The sequence below is a fragment of the Pseudomonas sp. GW821-FHT01E10 genome (assembly GCF_059422365.1).
This window is the reverse complement of sequence record NZ_JBWKWT010000003.1, coordinates 236,522-256,271: the sequence shown is the minus strand read 5'-3', so window position 1 is coordinate 256,271 and position 19,750 is coordinate 236,522. Positions and strand designations below refer to the sequence as shown.

Annotated in this window: 17 protein-coding genes; 8 read left to right on the top strand and 9 right to left on the bottom strand. The window is 57.9% G+C overall.

The features are described from left to right. Positions 1-18: 18 nt before the first annotated feature. From bamA to rpsB, 9 genes are all read right to left on the bottom strand, one after another. Positions 19-2,397 (bottom strand): outer membrane protein assembly factor BamA, encoded by a 2,379-nt coding sequence (gene bamA / locus AC07V0_RS07645; protein WP_018927013.1) that lies wholly within the window; start codon positions 2,395-2,397, stop codon positions 19-21. 72 nt (positions 2,398-2,469) lie between these two features. After that, on the bottom strand, positions 2,470-3,822 hold the full coding sequence (gene rseP / locus AC07V0_RS07640; RefSeq protein ID WP_018927014.1) for a sigma E protease regulator RseP: 1,353 nt from the start codon (positions 3,820-3,822) through the stop codon (positions 2,470-2,472). 52 nt (positions 3,823-3,874) lie between these two features. Next, positions 3,875-5,065 (bottom strand): 1-deoxy-D-xylulose-5-phosphate reductoisomerase, encoded by a 1,191-nt coding sequence (gene ispC, locus AC07V0_RS07635; RefSeq protein ID WP_086944759.1) that lies wholly within the window; start codon positions 5,063-5,065, stop codon positions 3,875-3,877. Then, positions 5,062-5,868 (bottom strand): phosphatidate cytidylyltransferase, encoded by an 807-nt coding sequence (locus AC07V0_RS07630; protein ID WP_086944758.1) that lies wholly within the window; start codon positions 5,866-5,868, stop codon positions 5,062-5,064. The genes ispC and AC07V0_RS07630 overlap by 4 nt, the downstream gene beginning before the upstream one ends. After that, entirely contained in the window at positions 5,868-6,623 is a 756-nt protein-coding gene (gene uppS, locus AC07V0_RS07625; protein ID WP_064620052.1) for a polyprenyl diphosphate synthase, read from the bottom strand. Before uppS ends, AC07V0_RS07630 begins: the two co-directional genes overlap by 1 nt. Before the next feature lie 14 nt (positions 6,624-6,637). After that, the gene (gene frr, locus AC07V0_RS07620; RefSeq protein ID WP_007940501.1) at positions 6,638-7,195 is read right to left on the bottom strand and encodes a ribosome recycling factor; all 558 of its coding nucleotides are present in this window, start codon (positions 7,193-7,195) and stop codon (positions 6,638-6,640) included. After that, positions 7,192-7,935: a UMP kinase gene (pyrH, locus tag AC07V0_RS07615; protein ID WP_003198235.1), complete on the bottom strand. Its 744-nt coding sequence runs from the start codon at positions 7,933-7,935 to the stop codon at positions 7,192-7,194. The genes frr and pyrH overlap by 4 nt, the downstream gene beginning before the upstream one ends. Positions 7,936-8,145: 210 nt before the next feature. Next, complete coding sequence (gene tsf / locus AC07V0_RS07610; protein WP_018927018.1) at positions 8,146-9,009, bottom strand: translation elongation factor Ts; 864 nt, start codon at positions 9,007-9,009, stop codon at positions 8,146-8,148. 190 nt (positions 9,010-9,199) lie between these two features. Beyond that, positions 9,200-9,937: a 30S ribosomal protein S2 gene (gene rpsB, locus AC07V0_RS07605; protein WP_018927019.1), complete on the bottom strand. Its 738-nt coding sequence runs from the start codon at positions 9,935-9,937 to the stop codon at positions 9,200-9,202. 372 nt (positions 9,938-10,309) lie between these two features. Between rpsB and map the strand changes: the two genes are divergently transcribed. From map to AC07V0_RS07565, 8 genes are all read left to right on the top strand, one after another. Next, entirely contained in the window at positions 10,310-11,092 is a 783-nt protein-coding gene (map, locus tag AC07V0_RS07600; RefSeq protein WP_018927020.1) for a type I methionyl aminopeptidase, read from the top strand. A 45-nt stretch (positions 11,093-11,137) separates the two neighbouring features. Continuing rightward, entirely contained in the window at positions 11,138-13,840 is a 2,703-nt protein-coding gene (locus tag AC07V0_RS07595; RefSeq protein ID WP_064620056.1) for a [protein-PII] uridylyltransferase, read from the top strand. A 157-nt stretch (positions 13,841-13,997) separates the two neighbouring features. Then, positions 13,998-15,197 carry a succinyldiaminopimelate transaminase gene (gene dapC / locus AC07V0_RS07590; protein WP_064620059.1) on the top strand — a complete coding sequence of 400 codons (1,200 nt, stop codon included), beginning with the start codon at positions 13,998-14,000 and terminating at the stop codon, positions 15,195-15,197. A 268-nt stretch (positions 15,198-15,465) separates the two neighbouring features. Next, entirely contained in the window at positions 15,466-16,188 is a 723-nt protein-coding gene (locus AC07V0_RS07585; protein ID WP_158245527.1) for a M12 family metallopeptidase, read from the top strand. Positions 16,189-16,588: 400 nt separating this feature from the next. Further along, the gene (locus tag AC07V0_RS07580; RefSeq protein WP_064620065.1) at positions 16,589-16,951 is read left to right on the top strand and encodes an ArsC family reductase; all 363 of its coding nucleotides are present in this window, start codon (positions 16,589-16,591) and stop codon (positions 16,949-16,951) included. 33 nt (positions 16,952-16,984) lie between these two features. Next, on the top strand, positions 16,985-18,019 hold the full coding sequence (dapD, locus tag AC07V0_RS07575) for a 2,3,4,5-tetrahydropyridine-2,6-dicarboxylate N-succinyltransferase (protein ID WP_064620069.1): 1,035 nt from the start codon (positions 16,985-16,987) through the stop codon (positions 18,017-18,019). Between the two features lie 94 nt (positions 18,020-18,113). After that, on the top strand, positions 18,114-19,319 hold the full coding sequence (locus AC07V0_RS07570) for an aminotransferase class V-fold PLP-dependent enzyme (protein ID WP_086944865.1): 1,206 nt from the start codon (positions 18,114-18,116) through the stop codon (positions 19,317-19,319). Further along, entirely contained in the window at positions 19,316-19,720 is a 405-nt protein-coding gene (locus AC07V0_RS07565; RefSeq protein ID WP_064620073.1) for a SufE family protein, read from the top strand. The genes AC07V0_RS07570 and AC07V0_RS07565 overlap by 4 nt, the downstream gene beginning before the upstream one ends. Positions 19,721-19,750: the final 30 nt, after the last annotated feature.

Genomic DNA, 19,750 nt, shown 5'->3' with positions numbered 1-19,750 from the left:
TTATCTTGGGTCAGACGCTTAGAACGTCTGGCCGAGGGAGAATTGGAACACTTGAGTCTCGGCATTGCTGTCCGGTTTTTTGACTGGCATCGCCAAGGCGAAGCTCAACGGACCAAGGGCGGTAACCCATGTCACACCGACACCCACCGAACTGGCCATGTTGCTCAGGCTGACGTCGTTACACTGAGTGTTGGACTTGGAACCATCGGCGTTGGTGCTCTGCTTGCAAGTCGAATCGAACACATTACCCACGTCCCAGAATACCGAAGTGCGCAAGGAACGCTGATCTTTCACGAACGGCATAGGGAATAGAACTTCTACACCACCCTGAATCAGGACGTTACCACCAAACGGCAGTGGATCCTGGTCCGGGTCGGTTGCGGTGCCCGGGTTCACGCCCCGGCTCGGCGTACTACGAGGCCCCAGGGTGCTGTCCTTGAAGCCACGAACCGAGTTGAAACCACCGGCGTAATAGTTTTCATAGAACGGCAAGCCGTCGGTCGAACCATAACCATCGCCATAGCCCAGCTCGGTGTGGAGGCGCATGGTGTAGTTTTCAGACAACGGCTGGAACAATTGACCGCGATAATCGAGCTTGAAGAACGACAAGTCGCTGCCCGGTGTCGTGGCTTCCGCAGTCAAGCTCTGGGAGTGACCACGGGTCGCCAGTACCCCTTTGTTCAAGGTGGATTCAGACCAACCGGCCGATGCCTTGAAGTTGAGGTACTGATCACCTTCCTTGTTAACGAAGTCGAAGATTTCGTCGACGGTGTAAAGACCCGTCTTGATCTTGTCTTGTTGTGCAGACAAACCAAACGTCAGACGCGAAGTCTCGCTGATCGGATAACCAACGTTGACACCTGCGCCCAGGCTGTCTACGGCGTAGCTGGCTACGTTGACATCGAGGTCTTTGTAGTCGGTCGTACGATAGAAAGCGTTGTAACCCAGGCTCACACCGTCAGCTGTCCAGTAGGGGTCGACATAACCGAAGTTATAACGGCTTTGATACTGACTGCGAGTCAAGCCGATGCTGACCTTGTTACCGGTACCCAGGAAGTTGTTCTGAGTGATCGAACCACCAAGGATCAGACCGGCGCTCTGGGCGAAACCAACGCTGGCGGTAATCGAACCGGAAGCCTGCTCTTCAACGCTGTAGTTCACGTCAACCTGATCATCGACACCCGGCACGGCCGGCGTCTCGACGTTGACTTCCTTGAAGAAGCCCAGACGTTCCAGGCGGGTCTTGGATTGGTCGATCAGGTAGGTCGAAGCCCAGCCGCCTTCCATCTGACGCATTTCACGGCGCAGCACTTCGTCTTCGGACTTGGTGTTGCCACGGAAGTTGATGCGGTTCACGTAAGCACGCTTGCCCGGATCGACAGCGAATGTGATATCGACCGTGTGGTCTTCATCGTGAGGCTGAGGCACGCCGTTGACGTTAGCGAAGGTGTAACCCTCGTTACCCAGGCGGCGGGTAATCAGTTCGGAGGTGGTGGTCATCAGCTTGCGCGAGAACACCTGGCCTTTCTGAACCAGCAGCAGGGACTTGACCTGGTCTTCAGGCACTTTCAGGTCGCCGCTGAGTTTCACGTCACGAACGGTGTACTTCTCGCCTTCGTTGACGTTGACGGTGATATAGACGTGTTTCTTGTCCGGGGTGATGGACACCTGGGTCGAAGCGATATCCATATTGATATAGCCACGGTCCAGGTAATAGGAACGCAGACGCTCCAGGTCACCGGAGAGCTTTTCACGAGCGTACTTGTCATCGTTCTTGAAGAACGACAGCCAGTTGCTGGTCTTGAGTTCGAACAGGTCGATCAGGTCTTCATCAGGAAAAACAGTGTTGCCCACCACGTTGATGTGCTGGATCGCCGCTACGGTACCTTCGTTGATGTTGACCTTCAGGGCAACGCGGTTACGCGGCTGCGGCACCACTTCGGTGTCGACGGTAGCCGAGTAGCGGCCCTGAGCGACGTATTGACGCTGCAGCTCGTTACGCACACCTTCGAGGGTCGCGCGCTGGAAGATCTCGCCTTCGGCCAGACCGGACTGTTTGAGGCCCTTCATCAGGTCTTCAGTGGAGATCGCCTTGTTGCCTTCGATCTCGATACTGGCGACCGACGGACGCTCGACTACAGTAATGACCAGGACGTTGCCTTCACGGCCCAGCTGGATATCTTGAAAGAACCCGGTTTTGAACAGCGCACGAGTGGATTCCACCAGGCGACGATCATCCGCCTGCTCGCCGACGTTCAACGGCAAGGCACCAAAGACACTACCCGCGGAGACCCGCTGGAGGCCATTGACGCGAATATCAGAGATAGTGAAGGACTCGGCGTGAACTTCGGCGATCATCAATACGGTGAGAACCGCAGTTAGCAGCAGACGTTTCATGAAGTCCTTTCTTATTCCAACTGGCAATAAAAACTGCCGCAAAATGCGGCAGATTCGCAATTCAGCGAAGCGTTACAGTCGACCCAGATCATTGACCAGAGCAAGCAACATCACCCCGACCACCAAACTGATACCGATCTGTATCCCCCAACCTTGCACCCGATCCGACAAGGGACGACCACGCGCCCACTCGATCAGATAAAACAACAAATGCCCCCCATCCAGTACAGGAATGGGCAGCAAATTCAGAACACCCAGGCTAATACTCAGATAAGCAAGGAAATTCAGGAAATCAGCGATGCCCGACTGGGCAGAAGCGCCCGCCACTTTAGCAATGGTTATCGGTCCACTCAAGTTTTTTACCGAGAGCTCGCCGAACAACATTTTCTTGAGCGAGTCGAGGGTCAGTACGCTCATGGTCCAGGTGCGTCGGGCACCCTCCCCAATCGCGGCCACCGGACCGTAACTGACTTCGCGAATCATCTCTGGTGGCCAATCGACCGCTTTCACCCCTGCGCCCAGATAGCCGGTGGGTGCCTTGCTCTCGCCGCGCGCGGCCAGCGTCACAGGGACGTCGATTTGAGCACCGTCGCGCTCAACGCGCAGCATGATTTTGGTATCCGGATGCAAACGGACGATGTCGACTACTTGCTGCCAGTCATCCAGTGCCTTGCCATCAAAGGTCAACAGGCGGTCTCCAGCCTTCAAACCCGCAGCCTTCGCCGGCCCTTTCGGATCAATTTCGGCCAGCACCGGCGGCAATGCCGGACGCCAGGGGCGAATACCCAGCGAGTGAATAGGATCCGGCTCGTTAGCCCCCTTGAGCCACTTGTCCAGCACCAGCTCACGAGGCGAATCCACGGTGGAGCCCTGGTCGCGGACCAGCACTTGCAGGGAACCGCTCTCGCCCAGGCGGCGGACCAGTTGCAGGTTCACCGCAGCCCAGCCGGAAGTGGGCTCGCCATCGATGGCAATAATTTCCTGCCCCGGACTCAAACCTGCCCTGGAGGCGATACTGCCGGATTCGACCGCGCCGATAACCGGGCGCACCTGCTCGCTGCCCAGCATTGCCAATGCCCAGAAAAACACCATCGCCAATAGAAAGTTGGCAATCGGACCGGCTGCCACGATAGCAACGCGCTGACGGACGGACTTGCGATTGAAGGCGTGATCGAGCTGATCGGCCGGCACCTCACCTTCGCGCTCGTCGAGCATTTTCACGTAGCCACCCAGCGGGATGGCGGCAACCACGAATTCAGTGCCTTTGCTGTCGTGCCAGCGCAGCAGCGGCATGCCGAAGCCCACGGAGAAACGCAGCACTTTGACCCCACAGCGACGTGCGACCCAGAAATGGCCGAATTCGTGGAAGGTGACCAGCACGCCCAGCGCTACCAGGGTGCCGACAATCATATAGAGCGCGCTCATCTACTTTCTCCGCAATCCTATCGGTGCTGCATGGGCCAACGTATTGCAGCACTTATCGGCCGTGACGACTCAACCATTGCCCGGCCAGTACCCGTGCTTTCGCATCGGCCGTAAACACTGCCTCGAGATCATCAACCGCAACCACAGGCTCGAGGTTCAATACTTCCTCGATAATACTCGCGATTTCCAGATAGCGAACCCGTCCGTCGAGAAAGGCCGCCACAGCCACTTCATTCGCGGCATTGAGCATGGCCGGCGCGCTGTTACCAGCCTCGGCGGCTTGACGCGCAAGGCGCAGGCAAGGGAAACGCTCTTCATCGGGTGCCTGGAAATCCAGGCGAGCGATGGCGAACAGATCCAACGGCGCAACGCCCGAGTCGATCCGCTCCGGCCACGCCAGGGCATTGGCAATTGGTGTGCGCATATCCGGATTACCCAGCTGCGCCAGCACCGAACCATCGACATAGTCGACCAGCGAATGAATCACGCTTTGCGGGTGAATCACCACTTCGACCTGAGAGGGCGTAGCGTCGAACAGCCAGCAGGCCTCGATCAGCTCGAGCCCTTTGTTCATCATGCTGGCCGAATCCACCGAAATCTTGCGCCCCATGGACCAATTCGGGTGAGCACACGCTTGCTCGGGGGTAACATGCGCCAGTTCGGCCAGGGGCGTCTGCCGGAACGGGCCACCAGAGGCTGTCAGTAGAATCCGGCGTACACCGACCGCGCCCAAACCACGAGAGAAGTCCTGCGGCATGCACTGGAAAATCGCGTTGTGCTCGCTGTCGATCGGCAGCAGTACCGAACCGCTTTTACGCACGGCCTGCATGAACAGCGCACCGGACATCACCAGCGCTTCTTTATTGGCCAAAAGAATCTTTTTGCCGGCCTCGACCGCCGCCAGGGTCGGACGCAAACCCGCCGCCCCGACGATCGCCGCCATTACCGCATCGACTTCCGGATCCGAGGCGATCTGACACAAGCCCTCCTCTCCCACCAGAACACGGGTCGACAGGCCAGCCGCATGCAATTCGTCCTGCAAGCCTCGGGCAGCGCCAGATTCCGGCACGACCGCGAAACGTGGCTCATGACGCACGCACAGCGCCAGCAGCTCACTCAAACGAGTGAAACCGCTCAAGGCGAATACCTGATAGCGTTCGGGGTGACGGGCGATGACGTCCAGAGTGCTCAGACCAATCGAGCCGGTCGCCCCCAGCACGGTAATCTGTTGTGGGCGACTCACGATGCCGCCATCCACAGAAGCACGGCGAACACTGGAATCGCCGCTGTCAGACTGTCGATGCGGTCCAGCACACCGCCGTGCCCCGGCAGCAGATTACTGCTGTCCTTGATCCCCGACTGGCGCTTGAACATACTTTCGGTGAGGTCGCCCACCACCGAAATGAACACGATGACCGCGGCACCGAACAGGCCCATCAGCATCTGAGCGAAACTCCAGTCCCGCGCAAAACCGACGATTGCCGTGATCACCAGGCTCAGCAGCAAGCCGCCGTACACGCCCTCCCAGCTCTTGCCAGGGCTGACCTGTGGTGCAAGCTTGCGCTTGCCGAAGGCTCGGCCGGAAAAGTACGCACCGATATCGGCGCCCCAGACCAGCACCATCACGGCCATGATCAGCCAGTTGCCCAAGGGTTCCTGCTTGATCAGGATCAGACCTTGCCAGGCCGGCAACAGAATCAACAAACCGATCGCCAGCTTGCAGGCAGCGCTGGCCCAGTGTTCGCTGGACCGCGGATAAGTCAGCACCAGATAGGTGGCCACGCCCCACCAGAGCACCGAGGCACCCAGCACCCAAGGCGCGAGCCCCGGCAGGATGTGCATGACAAACAGCATCAGCGCGACCACAGCTGCAAAAGCAACACGGATCGCCTGGCCAGCGAAACCCGCCAGGCGCGCCCATTCCCATGCCCCCAGCGTCACCACCAGCCCGATAAACAGTGCAAAACCGGACCCTTCAAGCAGGAAAAACCCGCACAGGGCAATCGGCAGCAGAATCAGTGCCGTGATGATTCGTTGTTTAAGCATTAAACCCGGGCTCCAGACTCGACCTGTTCGCTCGTTTTACCGAAGCGACGCTGGCGAGAAGCGAAATCAGCCAGCGCCTTGCGCATGGCGTCGTGTTTGAAGTCCGGCCAGAACAGGTCGGAGAAGTACAACTCGGCGTAAGCCAGTTGCCACAGCAGGAAGTTACTGATGCGATGCTCGCCACCGGTACGGATGCACAAGTCCGGCAACGGCAGATCGCCGGTCGCCAGACAGGTTTGCAACAGCTCGGGAGTGATGTCTTCAGGGCGCAGATGCCCGGCCTGAACTTCGCGCGCCAGACGTTGCGCAGCTTGCGCGATGTCCCACTGACCACCGTAGTTGGCGGCGATCTGCAGGATAAAGCGATTGACGCCGGCAGTCATAGCCTCGGCTTCACGCATGGCAGCTTGAAGCTCTGGATGAAAACGCGAACGGTCGCCGATGATGCGCAAACTGATGTTGTTGTCGTTCAGGCGCTTGGCCTCGCGACGCAGCGCCCTGAAGAACAGATCCATCAAGGCACTGACCTCATCGGCCGGGCGTTGCCAGTTCTCACTGGAGAACGCAAACAGGGTCAATACCTCAACCCCGGACTCCGCACACACCTCGATGACCGCACGAACAGCATCCACACCCGCTTTATGCCCGGCGACACCCGGCATAAAGCGTTTTTTCGCCCAACGATTATTACCATCCATGATGATCGCGACATGGCGCGGCACCGCGGACGGCGCAGTCTGCTTGGTCTTGTCCATTTAAAACTCGACCCTTATACGGCCATCAGGTCTTTTTCTTTCTCCGCCAACTTAGCGTCGATTTCAGCCACGAATTTCTTGGTCAGATCGTCGATCTCGCCAGTGGCACGACGCTCTTCGTCTTCGCTGATTTCCTTTTCCTTGACCAGGTCCTTCAGCGAGCTGTTTGCATCGCGACGGATGTTGCGCACGGCAACACGGGCATCCTCAGCGACATCACGAGCCTGCTTGGTGAAGCCCCGGCGGGTTTCTTCGGTCAGGGCCGGCATGGAGATCAGCAGCAACTCACCCAGGTTGGTCGGGTTGAGATTCAGGCCAGCGCTACCGATAGCCTTGTCGACCGCGCCCAGCATGTTGCGCTCGAAGGCAACGACTTGCAGGGTACGGGCGTCTTTAACGGTGATGTTCGCCACTTGCTTGATCGGAGTGTCGGCGCCGTAGTACGGAACCATCACGCCTTCCAGAATGCTTGGGTGCGCCTGTCCGGTACGGATACGCCCGAAGTTGTGCGCCAGCGATTCTACGGATTTCTGCATGCGCTCTTTAGCGTCTTTCTTGATTTCGTTGATCATTGTTGAACTTCCTCGATCAGGGTTCCTTCAGCGCCGCCATGTACGATATTCAACAGGGCACCGGGTTTGTTCATATTAAACACGCGCAGCGGCATCTTGTGGTCGCGGCACAGGCAAATGGCCGTCAGATCCATCACACCCAGCTTGCGATCCAGCACTTCATCGTAGGTCAGATGATCGAACTTCTCGGCATGCGGGTCTTTGAACGGGTCAGCGGTGTAGACGCCATCAACCTTCGTTGCCTTGAGCACCACATCGGCATCGATTTCGATTGCGCGCAGGCAGGCAGCCGAGTCCGTTGTAAAGAACGGATTGCCAGTACCGGCCGCGAAAATCACGACTTCCTTGGAGTTCAGGTGGCGCATGGCTTTGCGGCGATCATAGTGATCGGTCACGCCAACCATGGAAATGGCCGACATCACGATGGCCGAGATATTGGCACGTTCCAGCGCATCGCGCATCGCCAGGGCGTTCATCACAGTGGCCAGCATGCCCATGTGGTCGCCAGTGACCCGATCCATGCCGGCGGCGCTGAGCGCTGCGCCACGGAACAGGTTACCCCCGCCGATCACCAGACCGACCTGAACACCGATGCCAACCAGTTGGCCAACTTCCAGTGCCATGCGATCCAGAACTTTCGGATCGATCCCGAACTCTTCCGAGCCCATCAGGGCCTCGCCGCTAAGCTTGAGTAGAATGCGTTTATAGCGAGCCTGATAACCACTGCCCTGCTGAGCCATTGCGAATCTCTCCTGCGGCGTATTTTAAAAATTCTTTGCGAGCTGTTTACAGCTGGCGTTCACTCTAGCTTGGCGCTGCTTCAGCGCCATCGGAACATGGCTTTGTAAGCCAGTTCCAAAAGGAAACCAAATAAAATTGGCAACCCCATCTGAAAAGAGGCTGCGCGCGTAAGCGGGCAGCCTCTTCAGGGCGACAGTTAAAAAACCGTCTTATTGCTTGCTGGCAGCCAGCTGGGCAGCAACTTCTTCTGCGAAGTTGTCTACTGGCTTCTCGATGCCTTCGCCTACTTTGAAGTAGGTGAAAGAAACGATTTCAGCACCGGCTTTCTTGGCCAGGTCGCCGACCTTGATTTCAGGGTTCTTGACGAACGCCTGCTCAACCAGGCTCGCTTCAGCCAGGAACTTGCTGATACGGCCTTTGACCATGTTTTCAACGATGTTTTCTGGCTTGCCGGCAATCTTGTCAGCGTTGAGGGTCAGGAACACGCCTTTCTCGCGCTCGATCGCTTCAGCGGAAACTTCCGACGGCAGCAGGAATTCAGGGTTGGTAGCCGCTACGTGCATAGCGATGTCTTTGGCCAGCTCAACGTCGCCGCCCTTGAGAACAACCGCAACACCAATCTTGTTGCCGTGCAGGTAGCCACCAACAACATCGCCTTCAACGCGAGCCAGGCGACGAATGTTGACGTTTTCGCCAACCTTGCCAACCAGAACCAGACGATCAGCTTCACGCGCTTCGATCAGCGGAGCAGCATCGGTCAGTTTGTCAGCGAACGCTTTTTCAATGCTGGCAGCAACAAATGCCTTGAAGTCGTCCTGCAGAGCCAGGAAGTCGGTCTGCGAGTTCACTTCCAGCAGAACGGCGGATTTACCGTCTTCCTTGAGAGCGATTGCGCCTTCAGCGGCAACGTTGCCGGCTTTCTTGGCAGCCTTGATGGCGCCCGAAGCGCGCATGTCATCAATGGCTTTTTCGATGTCGCCGCCAGCCTTGGTCAAGGCCTTTTTGCAGTCCATCATGCCTTCGCCGGTACGCTCGCGCAGTTCTTTGACCAACGCTGCAGTAATCTCTGCCATTTTCAAATTCCTCTTGGATAGGTTTTCAACCATTCCACCCGATCGAACGGGCGATCAATTCTTCCCGAACCACCCTTGTTAGCTGCCGCACGTTACAGATAAAGCAGTGGGCGCCGACAAATGGTTTTCGAGGTGGCAAAAAGGGGGCCAAGCCCCCTTTTTGCTTACTGAGTCAACGCCAGGGCGTCAATTACTCAGCTGCAGCCTGAGTTTCTTCAGCTACGAATTCTACAGTGCCGCCAGCAACATTGTTGCGACCACGGATAACAGCGTCAGCCATCGAACCCATGTACAGCTGGATAGCGCGGATTGCGTCATCGTTGCCTGGGATGATGTAGTCAACGCCTTCCGGGCTGCTGTTGGTATCGACTACGCCGATAACCGGGATGCCCAGCTTGTTGGCTTCGGTGATCGCGATGCGCTCGTGATCAACGTCGATAACGAACAGAGCGTCTGGCAGACCGCCCATGTCCTTGATACCACCCAGGGAACGATCCAGCTTCTCAAGATCGCGAGTGCGCATCAGCGCTTCTTTCTTGGTCAGCTTGGCGAAAGTACCGTCTTCAGCTTGCACTTCAAGGTCACGCAGACGCTTGATGGAAGCACGGATGGTTTTGAAGTTGGTCAGCATGCCGCCCAACCAGCGGTGATCGACGTACGGCGAACCGCAACGTGCTGCTTCTTCAGCAACGATCTTGCCAGCGGAACGCTTGGTGCCGACGAACAGAATCTTGTTTTTGCCCTGGGCCAGACGCTCTACGAAAGTCAGAGCTTCGTTGAACATTGGCAGGGTTTTTTCAAGGTTGATGATGTGAATCTTGTTACGCGCGCCGAAAATGTACTTACCCATTTTCGGATTCCAGTAACGGGTTTGGTGACCGAAGTGCACACCGGCCTTCAGCATATCGCGCATGTTGACTTGGGACATGATAGTTCCTTAATAAGTCGGGTTTGGCCTCCACGTATCCCAATGACCAACCAGCAGCATCAGCTGAAGGCACCCAGGTCATCGTGTCGACACGTGTGTGGATTTAAGCTTTTCAGGGTACCCCGGAAAGCGGCGCATTTTATATCACAAGGCCGGAAAAAACGGAACCCGCATTCTGAAAACCTGGCGAATGCTTTTGATCCCGCCCTTGGAATCCCCCAAGAATGCGCCATCCTATAGAGAGAAGCGATGCACAGAAGCTCAGATTTGCCCTGATCGTCTGGTAGAATTGCGTTTTTCAGGGCCGCGACGATCGTTCGCGCAATGCCCATTTCGTTTTAGAAGGCGCCATTGAGCGCAGAGAGAGCCTGTATGACCGTCACCCTCAAAACCCCAGAGGACATCGCAAAAATGCGGATCGCCGGCAAATTGGCCGCCGATGTGCTGGAAATGATTGCCGATTATGTCAAGCCGGGCGTTACCACCGAAGAGCTGGACCGCATCTGCCACGACTACATCGTCAACGAGCAGAAAGCCATTCCTGCCCCGCTCAACTACAAGGGCTTTCCGAAGTCGATCTGCACCTCGATCAACCACGTGGTCTGCCACGGCATCCCGAACGAGAAGCCGTTGAAGGATGGCGACACGCTGAACATCGACGTCACAGTGATCAAGGACGGCTACCACGGCGATACCAGCCGCATGTTCCACGTCGGCACCGTGCCAGTCTGGGCCGAGCGTCTGTCCCAGGTGACACAGGAATGCATGTACAAGGCCATCGAACTGGTGAAACCCGGCTGCCGCCTGGGCGATATCGGTGAAGTGATCCAGAAGCACGCGGAAAAGAACGGTTTCTCGGTGGTTCGCGAGTTCTGCGGCCACGGCATCGGTAAGGTGTTCCACGAAGAACCGCAGATCCTGCACTACGGCCGCGCCGGCACCGGCATGGAACTGAAAGCCGGCATGACCTTCACCATCGAGCCGATGATCAACCAGGGCAAGGCCGACACCAAGGTGCTGGGCGATGGCTGGACCGCGATCACCAAGGACCGCAAGCTGTCGGCGCAATGGGAACACACTCTGCTGGTGACCGATACCGGCTACGAGATCTTCACCCTGCGCAGCGACGATACCATCCCGCGCGTTTCGGCCTGATCCCGCCCGCGCCGTTCCCAGCCTTATAGAAAGGAAAGCCAATCGATGCCGCAGGTGGATCCCGAACTCTTCGACCGCGGCCAGTTCCAGGCTGAACTGGCCCTGAAGGCAAGCCCTATCGCTGCTTTCAAGAAGGCGATCCGTCAGGCCCGCGAAGTGCTCGACGAGCGGTTTCGCAGCGGCCGGGAGATTCGCCGGCTGATCGAGGATCGTGCCTGGTTCGTCGATAACATCCTGCAAAAGGCCTGGGAGCAATTCAACTGGAACTTCGAAGCCGACATCGCGCTGGTCGCGGTCGGCGGCTACGGTCGTGGCGAGTTGCACCCCTACTCTGACATCGACCTGCTGATCCTGCTGGGCGGCGCCGACCACGAAATTTTCCGTGATTCAATCGAGCGTTTTCTGACGTTGCTGTGGGACATCGGCCTGGAAGTCGGCCAGAGCGTTCGCTCGGTTGACGAATGCGCCGAGGAAGCCCGCGCCGACCTGACGGTGATCACCAACCTGATGGAAAGCCGCACCATTGCCGGTCCCGAGCGCCTGCGCCAGCGCATGCTGGACGTGACCAGCACAGAACACATGTGGCCCAGCAAGGAGTTCTTCCTGGCCAAGCGCGCCGAACAGAAAGCCCGTCACCACAAGTACAACGACACCGAGTACAACCTGGAACCCAACGTCAAGGGCTCGCCCGGTGGCCTGCGGGATATCCAGACGATTCTGTGGGTTGCCCGTCGTGAGTACGGCACCCTCAATCTGCGGGCCCTGGCCGGCGAAGGTTTCCTGGTGGAGAGCGAGAACGCCCTGCTGGCTTCGTCCCAGGAATTCCTGTGGAAAGTGCGTTATGCGCTGCACATGCTCGCCGGCCGCGCCGAAGACCGCCTGCTGTTCGATCACCAGCGCACAATTGCCGGGCTGCTGGGTTTCGTCGGCAATGACGCCAAGCACGCCATCGAAAACTTCATGCAGCAGTACTACCGGGTGGTCATGAGCATTGCCCAGCTCAGCGACTTGATCATCCAGCACTTCGAAGAAGTGATCCTGGCCCCCGAAGACGAAGCACCGCCCCAGCCGATCAACTCGCGATTCCAGCTGCACGACGGCTACATCGAGGCGCGCAACAACAATGTGTTCCGCCGCACGCCGTTCGCCATGCTCGAAATCTTCGTGCTGATGGCCCAGCAGCCGGAGATCAAAGGCGTACGCGCCGACACCATCCGCCTGCTGCGCGAGAACCGTCATTTGATCGACGACGACTTCCGCAACGATATTCGCAATACCAGCCTGTTCATCGAATTGTTCAAGTGCAAGATCGGCGTCCACCGCAACCTGCGGCGGATGAACCGTTACGGGATCCTTGGGCGTTATCTGCCGGAGTTCGGCTTTATTGTCGGGCAGATGCAGCACGACCTGTTTCACATCTATACGGTCGACGCGCACACCCTGAACCTGATCAAGCACCTGCGTAAGTTGCAGTACACCCAGGTGTCGGAAAAATTCCCGCTGGCCAGCAAGCTCATGGCCAAACTGCCCAAGCCGGAGTTGATTTACCTGGCCGGCCTGTACCACGACATCGGCAAGGGCCGGCATGGCGACCACTCGGAAATCGGCGCAGTGGACGCCGAAGCCTTTTGCCAGCGCCATCAGTTGCCGATCTGGGACAGCCGCCTGATCGTCTGGCTGGTGCAAAACCACCTGGTGATGTCGACCACCGCCCAGCGCAAGGACTTGTCCGACCCGCATGTGATCCACGATTTCGCGCAGATTGTCGGCGATGAAACCCGCCTCGATTATCTGTATGTGCTGACCGTTGCCGACATCAACGCGACCAACCCGACGCTATGGAACTCCTGGCGCGCGAGCCTGTTGCGCCAGCTCTACACCGAGACCAAGCGCGCCTTGCGTCGCGGCCTGGAAAACCCGGTGGATCGCGAAGAACAGATCCGCCAGACCCAAAGCGCAGCGCTGGACATTCTGGTACGCGGCGGCACCGACCCGGACGACGTCGAGCAGTTGTGGGCACAACTGGGCGATGACTACTTCCTGCGTCACACCGCCGGCGACGTGGCCTGGCACACTGATGCAATCTTGCAGCAGCCGGCCGACGGCGGCCCGCTGGTGCTGATCAAGGAAACCACCCAGCGCGAGTTCGAGGGCGGTACGCAGATCTTCATTTATGCGCCGGACCAGCACGACTTCTTCGCCGTGACCGTGGCGGCGATGGACCAGCTCAACCTGAACATTCACGACGCCCGGGTCATCACCTCCAGCAGCCAGTTCACCCTCGACACCTATATCGTGCTCGACACCGATGGCGACTCGATCGGCGACAACCCGGCGCGGGTCAAGCAGATCCGCGAAGGCCTGACCGAAGCCCTGCGCAATCCGGACAACTACCCAACGATTATCCAGCGTCGGGTGCCGCGTCAGCTCAAACATTTTACCTTTGCGCCACAGGTGACAATCCACAACGATGCCCAGCGTCCGGTGACCGTGCTGGAACTCAGCGCACCCGACCGTCCCGGGTTACTGGCGCGGATCGGCACGATCTTCCTCGAGTTCGACCTGTCGCTGCAGAACGCCAAGATCGCCACCTTGGGCGAGCGCGTGGAAGACGTGTTCTTTATCACCGACGCCAACAATCAGCCGCTGTCCGACCCCTTGCTGTGCAGCCGCTTGCAGGATGCAATCGTCAAACAGCTGAGCGTCAACCAGGAACCCGATATCAAACATTCGCGCATCAGCATCTGAATCAACCCAATCCCCCTGTGGGAGCGGGCTTGTGTGGCGAGGGAGCTTGCTCCCGCTGGGTCGCGAAGCGACCCCAAAAGCTTGCGACTGCTGCGCAGTCCAACGGGAGCAAGCTCCCTCGCCACACAGGCCCGCTCCCATATTGAACGAGGCCCCCATGAACAACGCTCTGAACCAGTTGCAGCCCTACCCGTTCGAAAAGCTCCGCGCCCTGCTCGGCAGCGTCACGCCAAACCCGGACAAACGCGCCATCGCGTTGTCCATCGGCGAACCGAAGCATCGCTCGCCAAGCTTTGTCGCCGAAGCCTTGGCAAGCAATCTGGATCAGATGGCCGTATACCCGACCACCCTCGGCATCCCGGCCCTGCGTGAAGCGATCGCCGCATGGTGCGAACGCCGTTTCAGCGTTCCAAATGGCTGGCTCGACCCCGCGCGCAACGTGCTGCCGGTCAACGGCACCCGCGAAGCGTTGTTCGCATTCACCCAGACCGTGGTCAACCGTGGTGAAGACGCGCTGGTGGTCAGCCCGAACCCGTTCTATCAGATCTACGAAGGCGCGGCGTTCCTGGCCGGAGCCAAGCCGCATTACCTGCCATGCCTTGACGAAAACGGCTTCAACCCGGATTTCGACGCTGTTTCGCCAGACATCTGGAAGCGTTGCCAGATCCTGTTCCTGTGCTCGCCGGGCAACCCGACCGGCGCGTTGATCCCGGTTGAAACCCTGAAAAAACTGATCGCCCTGGCCGACGAATACGATTTCGTGATCGCCGCTGACGAGTGCTACAGCGAACTGTACTTCGATGAGCAGACCCCGCCACCCGGCCTGCTCAGCGCCTGCGTTGAACTAGGCCGCAAAGATTTCAAGCGTTGCGTGGTGTTTCATAGCCTGTCCAAGCGTTCCAACCTGCCAGGCCTGCGTTCGGGCTTTGTGGCCGGCGATGCAGACATCCTCAAGGGGTTCCTGCTGTATCGCACTTACCACGGCTGTGCGATGCCGGTTCAAACGCAACTGGCCAGCGTTGCCGCGTGGAACGACGAAGTGCATGTGCGGGCCAACCGTGCACTGTACCGTGAGAAATACGATGCGGTATTGGAAATCCTCAGCCCGGTGATGGATGTGCAGCGCCCGGATGGCGGTTTCTATCTGTGGCCAAACGTAAATGGCGACGACGCGGCGTTCTGCCGGGATCTGTTTGCCGAGGAACACGTGACGGTCGTACCAGGGTCTTACCTGTCTCGCGAAGTGAACGGCTCAAACCCCGGAGCAGGCCGAGTACGTATGGCGCTGGTTGCACCGTTGGCAGAATGCATTGAAGCCGCAGAGCGAATTCGCGCGTTTATTACACGCAATAAATAACTCATAAAAGCTCCGCACTATGCAATGTAGTGCGGAGCATCATCAACCAAGCCATTTATTTAATAACACCTCCACACCCAGCACACACAACAACACCCCCAACAAAAAAAACTTACATATCCCTTTCGCCCGCCAATTGACGACACCAAGCAACACACACTATAAAACCCGCCTGAACATTAGACCAAAACAAAATCACATAGATAAACAAACCAATGCATCTCCAATAACGGAGACCTCAAACAACACACTCACAAGGATGACGAGTATGAACTTATGCAAGTGCATTGAGCCCGATGATATTCAGGCTTCTTATGATGCGGCAATCAATGAAGACCTAGCGAACGCGCCCCAGACAATACCAGGAGGCCGACAAAAACGCGCTGTAGGCGACCACACCAAATTCTGGAAAAAAGGTCGGACACTAAAAGTGGCTTTTCTGAGCACAAACCGTTGGTTCATCGAGGCCACACAAGGAGCAATCCACCAATGGATACCTGCCGTCTTTGACGTTCGCATCCTTTTCGTCGAAGGTTCAGAGGGTGATATCCGGATATCTGACGACTTCCATTCAGGGAATTGGTCCGTTGTTGGCACTGACGCACTGCTTGTACCGAAAGATGAACCGACCATGAATTTGCAATGGCAAGGACTAAATCAAGTTTTCTTCGGTAACGTGCTGCATGAGTTTGGTCACGCTCTTGGGCTTAAACACGAACATCAACATCCAGACGCCAATATTAACTGGAACGAAACTGCCGTTTACGAATTCATGAGCCGAACACAAAAATGGTCAAGAGAGGAGATCTATTCCAACCTGTTAAAAAAATTGGAAAAACCAAAAACCCGAACATCGCCTTATGACCGCACCTCAATCATGCACTACCCTATCCAGGCTGAACTTACTCTCGACGGTGTAGCGATAGCGCGTAACAATCGCTTATCTGCAAACGACGTAAAGCTGATGACAGAAATTTACAGCGGGAGATAAACCCAAACACTGTCAGGGGTGGATAAGCTGCCTCTGACAGTCAATATAAAGCTACACATTGTAGAGCCTTATACTTCATCCACACCGTCAATAAAAAACCCAGCCAATGCTGCTTCAACCGTCAGGTCTCGACGCAAGCGCTCGCTCGTCAGCTACTCAAAGCTGCGGGTAAACGGCCGTACACTCAAAATCGCGCATAAAGCGCGGTTCACGAGCAATCGACAGCATTGAAGTGCCATATTAGCGGCTTAGACTGCAGGCCGATCGTTGCACCTATGTCGCATAGAACAGTCGATTGCCAAGACAAAAAGACAAACCCGACCACAGCCGACGCGAAACCGTCCGGTCATGGCATAATCCGTCACCTTTTATTTTCAGCACCTGCAAAGGGGGCAATTCCTTGACCGTTTCAAGCAAAACGTTGCACCTTTTCGGCATCAAAGCCTGCGACACCATGAAAAAGGCGCGCACCTGGCTCGATGAACACGCTGTCGGCTATGACTTCCATGATTACAAAGCGGTCGGAATCGACCGTGAACACCTGACCCAATGGTGCGAGGAGCACGGCTGGCAAGTGGTGTTGAACCGTGCAGGCACGACCTTTCGCAAGCTCGACGACGAACGCAAAGCCGATCTCGACCAGCCGAAAGCCATCGAACTGATGCTCGCACAACCCTCGATGATCAAGCGCCCGGTGCTCGATCTCGGTGACAGAACCCTGATTGGCTTCAAGCCAGATATCTACGCGGCCGCACTCAAGTAAGGCAGCCCGTTCCATTTTGTTAGAGGTATCAACATGTCCACTACCCTGTTCAGCCTGGCCTTTGGTGTCGGCACTCAAAACCGTCAAGGCGCATGGCTGGAAGTGTTTTACGCGCAGCCACTGCTCAATCCGTCGGCCGAACTGGTCGCTGCCATTGCACCGGTTCTGGGCTACACCGAAGGCAATCAGGCCATCGCCTTCAGCACTGCTCAGGCATCGCAACTGGCTGAAGCGCTGAAAAGCGTCGACGCTGCACAAGCTGCGCTGCTGACCCGTCTGGCCGAGAGCCACAAGCCGCTGGTCGCCACGCTGCTGGCCGAAGACGCACAGCTGAGCTCCACGCCTGAGGCTTACCTCAAGCTGCACCTGCTGTCCCACCGCCTGGTCAAGCCGCACGGCCTGAACCTGGCCGGGATCTTCCCGCTGCTGCCGAACGTGGCCTGGACCAGCCAGGGTGCGATCGACCTGTCCGAACTGGCCGAGCATCAACTGGAAGCCCGCTTGCGCGGCGAGCTGCTGGAAGTGTTCTCGGTGGACAAGTTCCCGAAAATGACCGACTACGTGGTACCGGCCGGCGTGCGTATCGCTGACGCGGCACGTATTCGTCTGGGCGCCTACGTGGGCGAAGGCACCACCGTGATGCACGAAGGTTTCGTTAACTTCAACGCTGGCACCGAAGGCCCGGGCATGATCGAAGGCCGCGTGTCGGCTGGCGTGTTCGTCGGCAAGGGTTCGGACCTGGGCGGCGGCTGCTCGACCATGGGCACCCTGTCGGGTGGCGGCAACATCGTGATCAAGGTGGGCGAAGGCTGCCTGATCGGCGCCAACGCCGGTATCGGCATCCCGTTGGGCGATCGCAACACCGTTGAGTCGGGCCTGTACGTGACAGCCGGTACCAAGGTGGCGCTGCTCGACGAAAAGAATCAGCTGGTCAAAGTGGTCAAGGCCCGTGAATTGGCCGGTCAACCTGACCTGTTGTTCCGTCGCAATTCGGAAACCGGTGCCGTGGAGTGCAAAACCCACAAGTCGGCCATCGAACTGAACGAAGCGCTGCACGCTCACAACTAAGCAGAGCGTCAAACGATCACCTTGTAGGAGCGCCGCATCGCTCGCTCCTGCAAGGTCAGGCGTACACCCGCCCATGTCACCAGGGCCGAACAACATGATGATTCCTTCTCCCTGGCGCGCCGATTTTCCGGCCATCGCCGCACTGCAACGGCAAGACCAGACCTATCTGGACAACGCCGCCACCACGCAAAAACCTCAAGCCCTGCTGGATGCCCTGGCGCATTACTACGCCAACGGCGCGGCCAACGTGCATCGGGCGCAACACTTGCCCGGCGCCCATGCCACCCAGGCGTTCGAGGACAGCCGCCGCAAAGTTGCACAATGGCTCAATGCCGGCGATTGCGAACAGATTATCTTTACCCACGGTGCGACTTCCGCGCTGAACCTCCTGGCCTATGGCCTGGAACACCTTTTCAATCCAGGCGATGAAATTGTCATCAGCGCTCTGGAGCATCACGCCAACCTGTTGCCGTGGCAGCAACTGGCCCACCGTCGCGACCTGAAGCTGGTGATCCTGCCGCTGAATGTCGACGGTTTGATCGACCTGGATGTCGCCGCGCAGTTGATCGGTCCGCGAACCCGTTTGCTGGCGGTCAGCCAGCTGTCCAACGTGCTGGGCGCCTGGCAACCGTTGCCCGCGCTGTTGGCGATGGCCAAGGCACACAACGCGCTGACCGTGGTCGATGGCGCTCAAGGCGTGGTTCATGGTCGGCACGATGTGCAGGCACTGGGCTGCGACTTCTACGTGTTTTCCAGCCACAAACTCTATGGCCCCGATGGCCTGGGCGTGCTGTTCGGACGCAACGAAGCGCTGCAACAGCTGCGCCCCTGGCAGTTCGGCGGGGAAATGGTGCTGGACGCCAACTACCACGATGCTCGCTTTCGGTCCGCACCGCTGGGGTTCGAGGCCGGTACGCCGCCGATCGCCAGTGTGATCGGTCTGGGCGCAACGCTGGACTACTTGACCGGGCTGGATCAAGACGCCGTGTCCGCCCACGAAGCGGCGCTGCATGACTATCTGCTCAAAGGCCTGGAAGCGCGCAACGGCATTCGCCTGCTGGGCAAACCGCAGCTGGCGCTGGCCAGTTTTGTCGTCGAGGGTGTTCATAACTCTGATTTGGCGCATTTGCTGACCGAACAGGGCATCGCCGTGCGCGCCGGTCATCATTGCGCCATGCCGTTGCTCAAAAGCTTTGAACTGGCCGGGGCGATTCGGGTGTCGTTGGCGCTGTACAACAATTCCGAAGACCTTGAGCGCTTTTTCGAAGCACTGGATCAGGCCCTGGAGTTGTTGCGATGACCTTGCCCGTCGATGCCATTACAGCGCTGGACACGTTTCAGCAGGCGGCGAGCTGGGAACAGCGGGCGCGGCTGTTGATGCAGTGGGGCGACCGTCTGCCTGCGCTGAGCGATGTGGATAAAGTCGACGCCAACCGCGTGCATGGCTGTGAAAGCCAGGTCTGGCTGGTCGGCACGTTGCAGGACGGGCACTGGCAATTCAGCGCCAGCAGCGATGCGCGATTGATTCGCGGGTTGGTGGCGTTGCTGCTGGCGCGGGTCAACGGGTTGTCCGCAGTTGAGTTGCAACAGGTGGATTTGGCGGATTGGTTCAGTCAGCTGGGGCTGGGTCGCCAGTTGTCCCAGTCCCGTAGCAATGGCTTGAATGCGGTGTTGCAGCGGATGCGTGAGCTAGCGCACTGATCGTTCCCACGCTCTGCGTGGGAACGATCG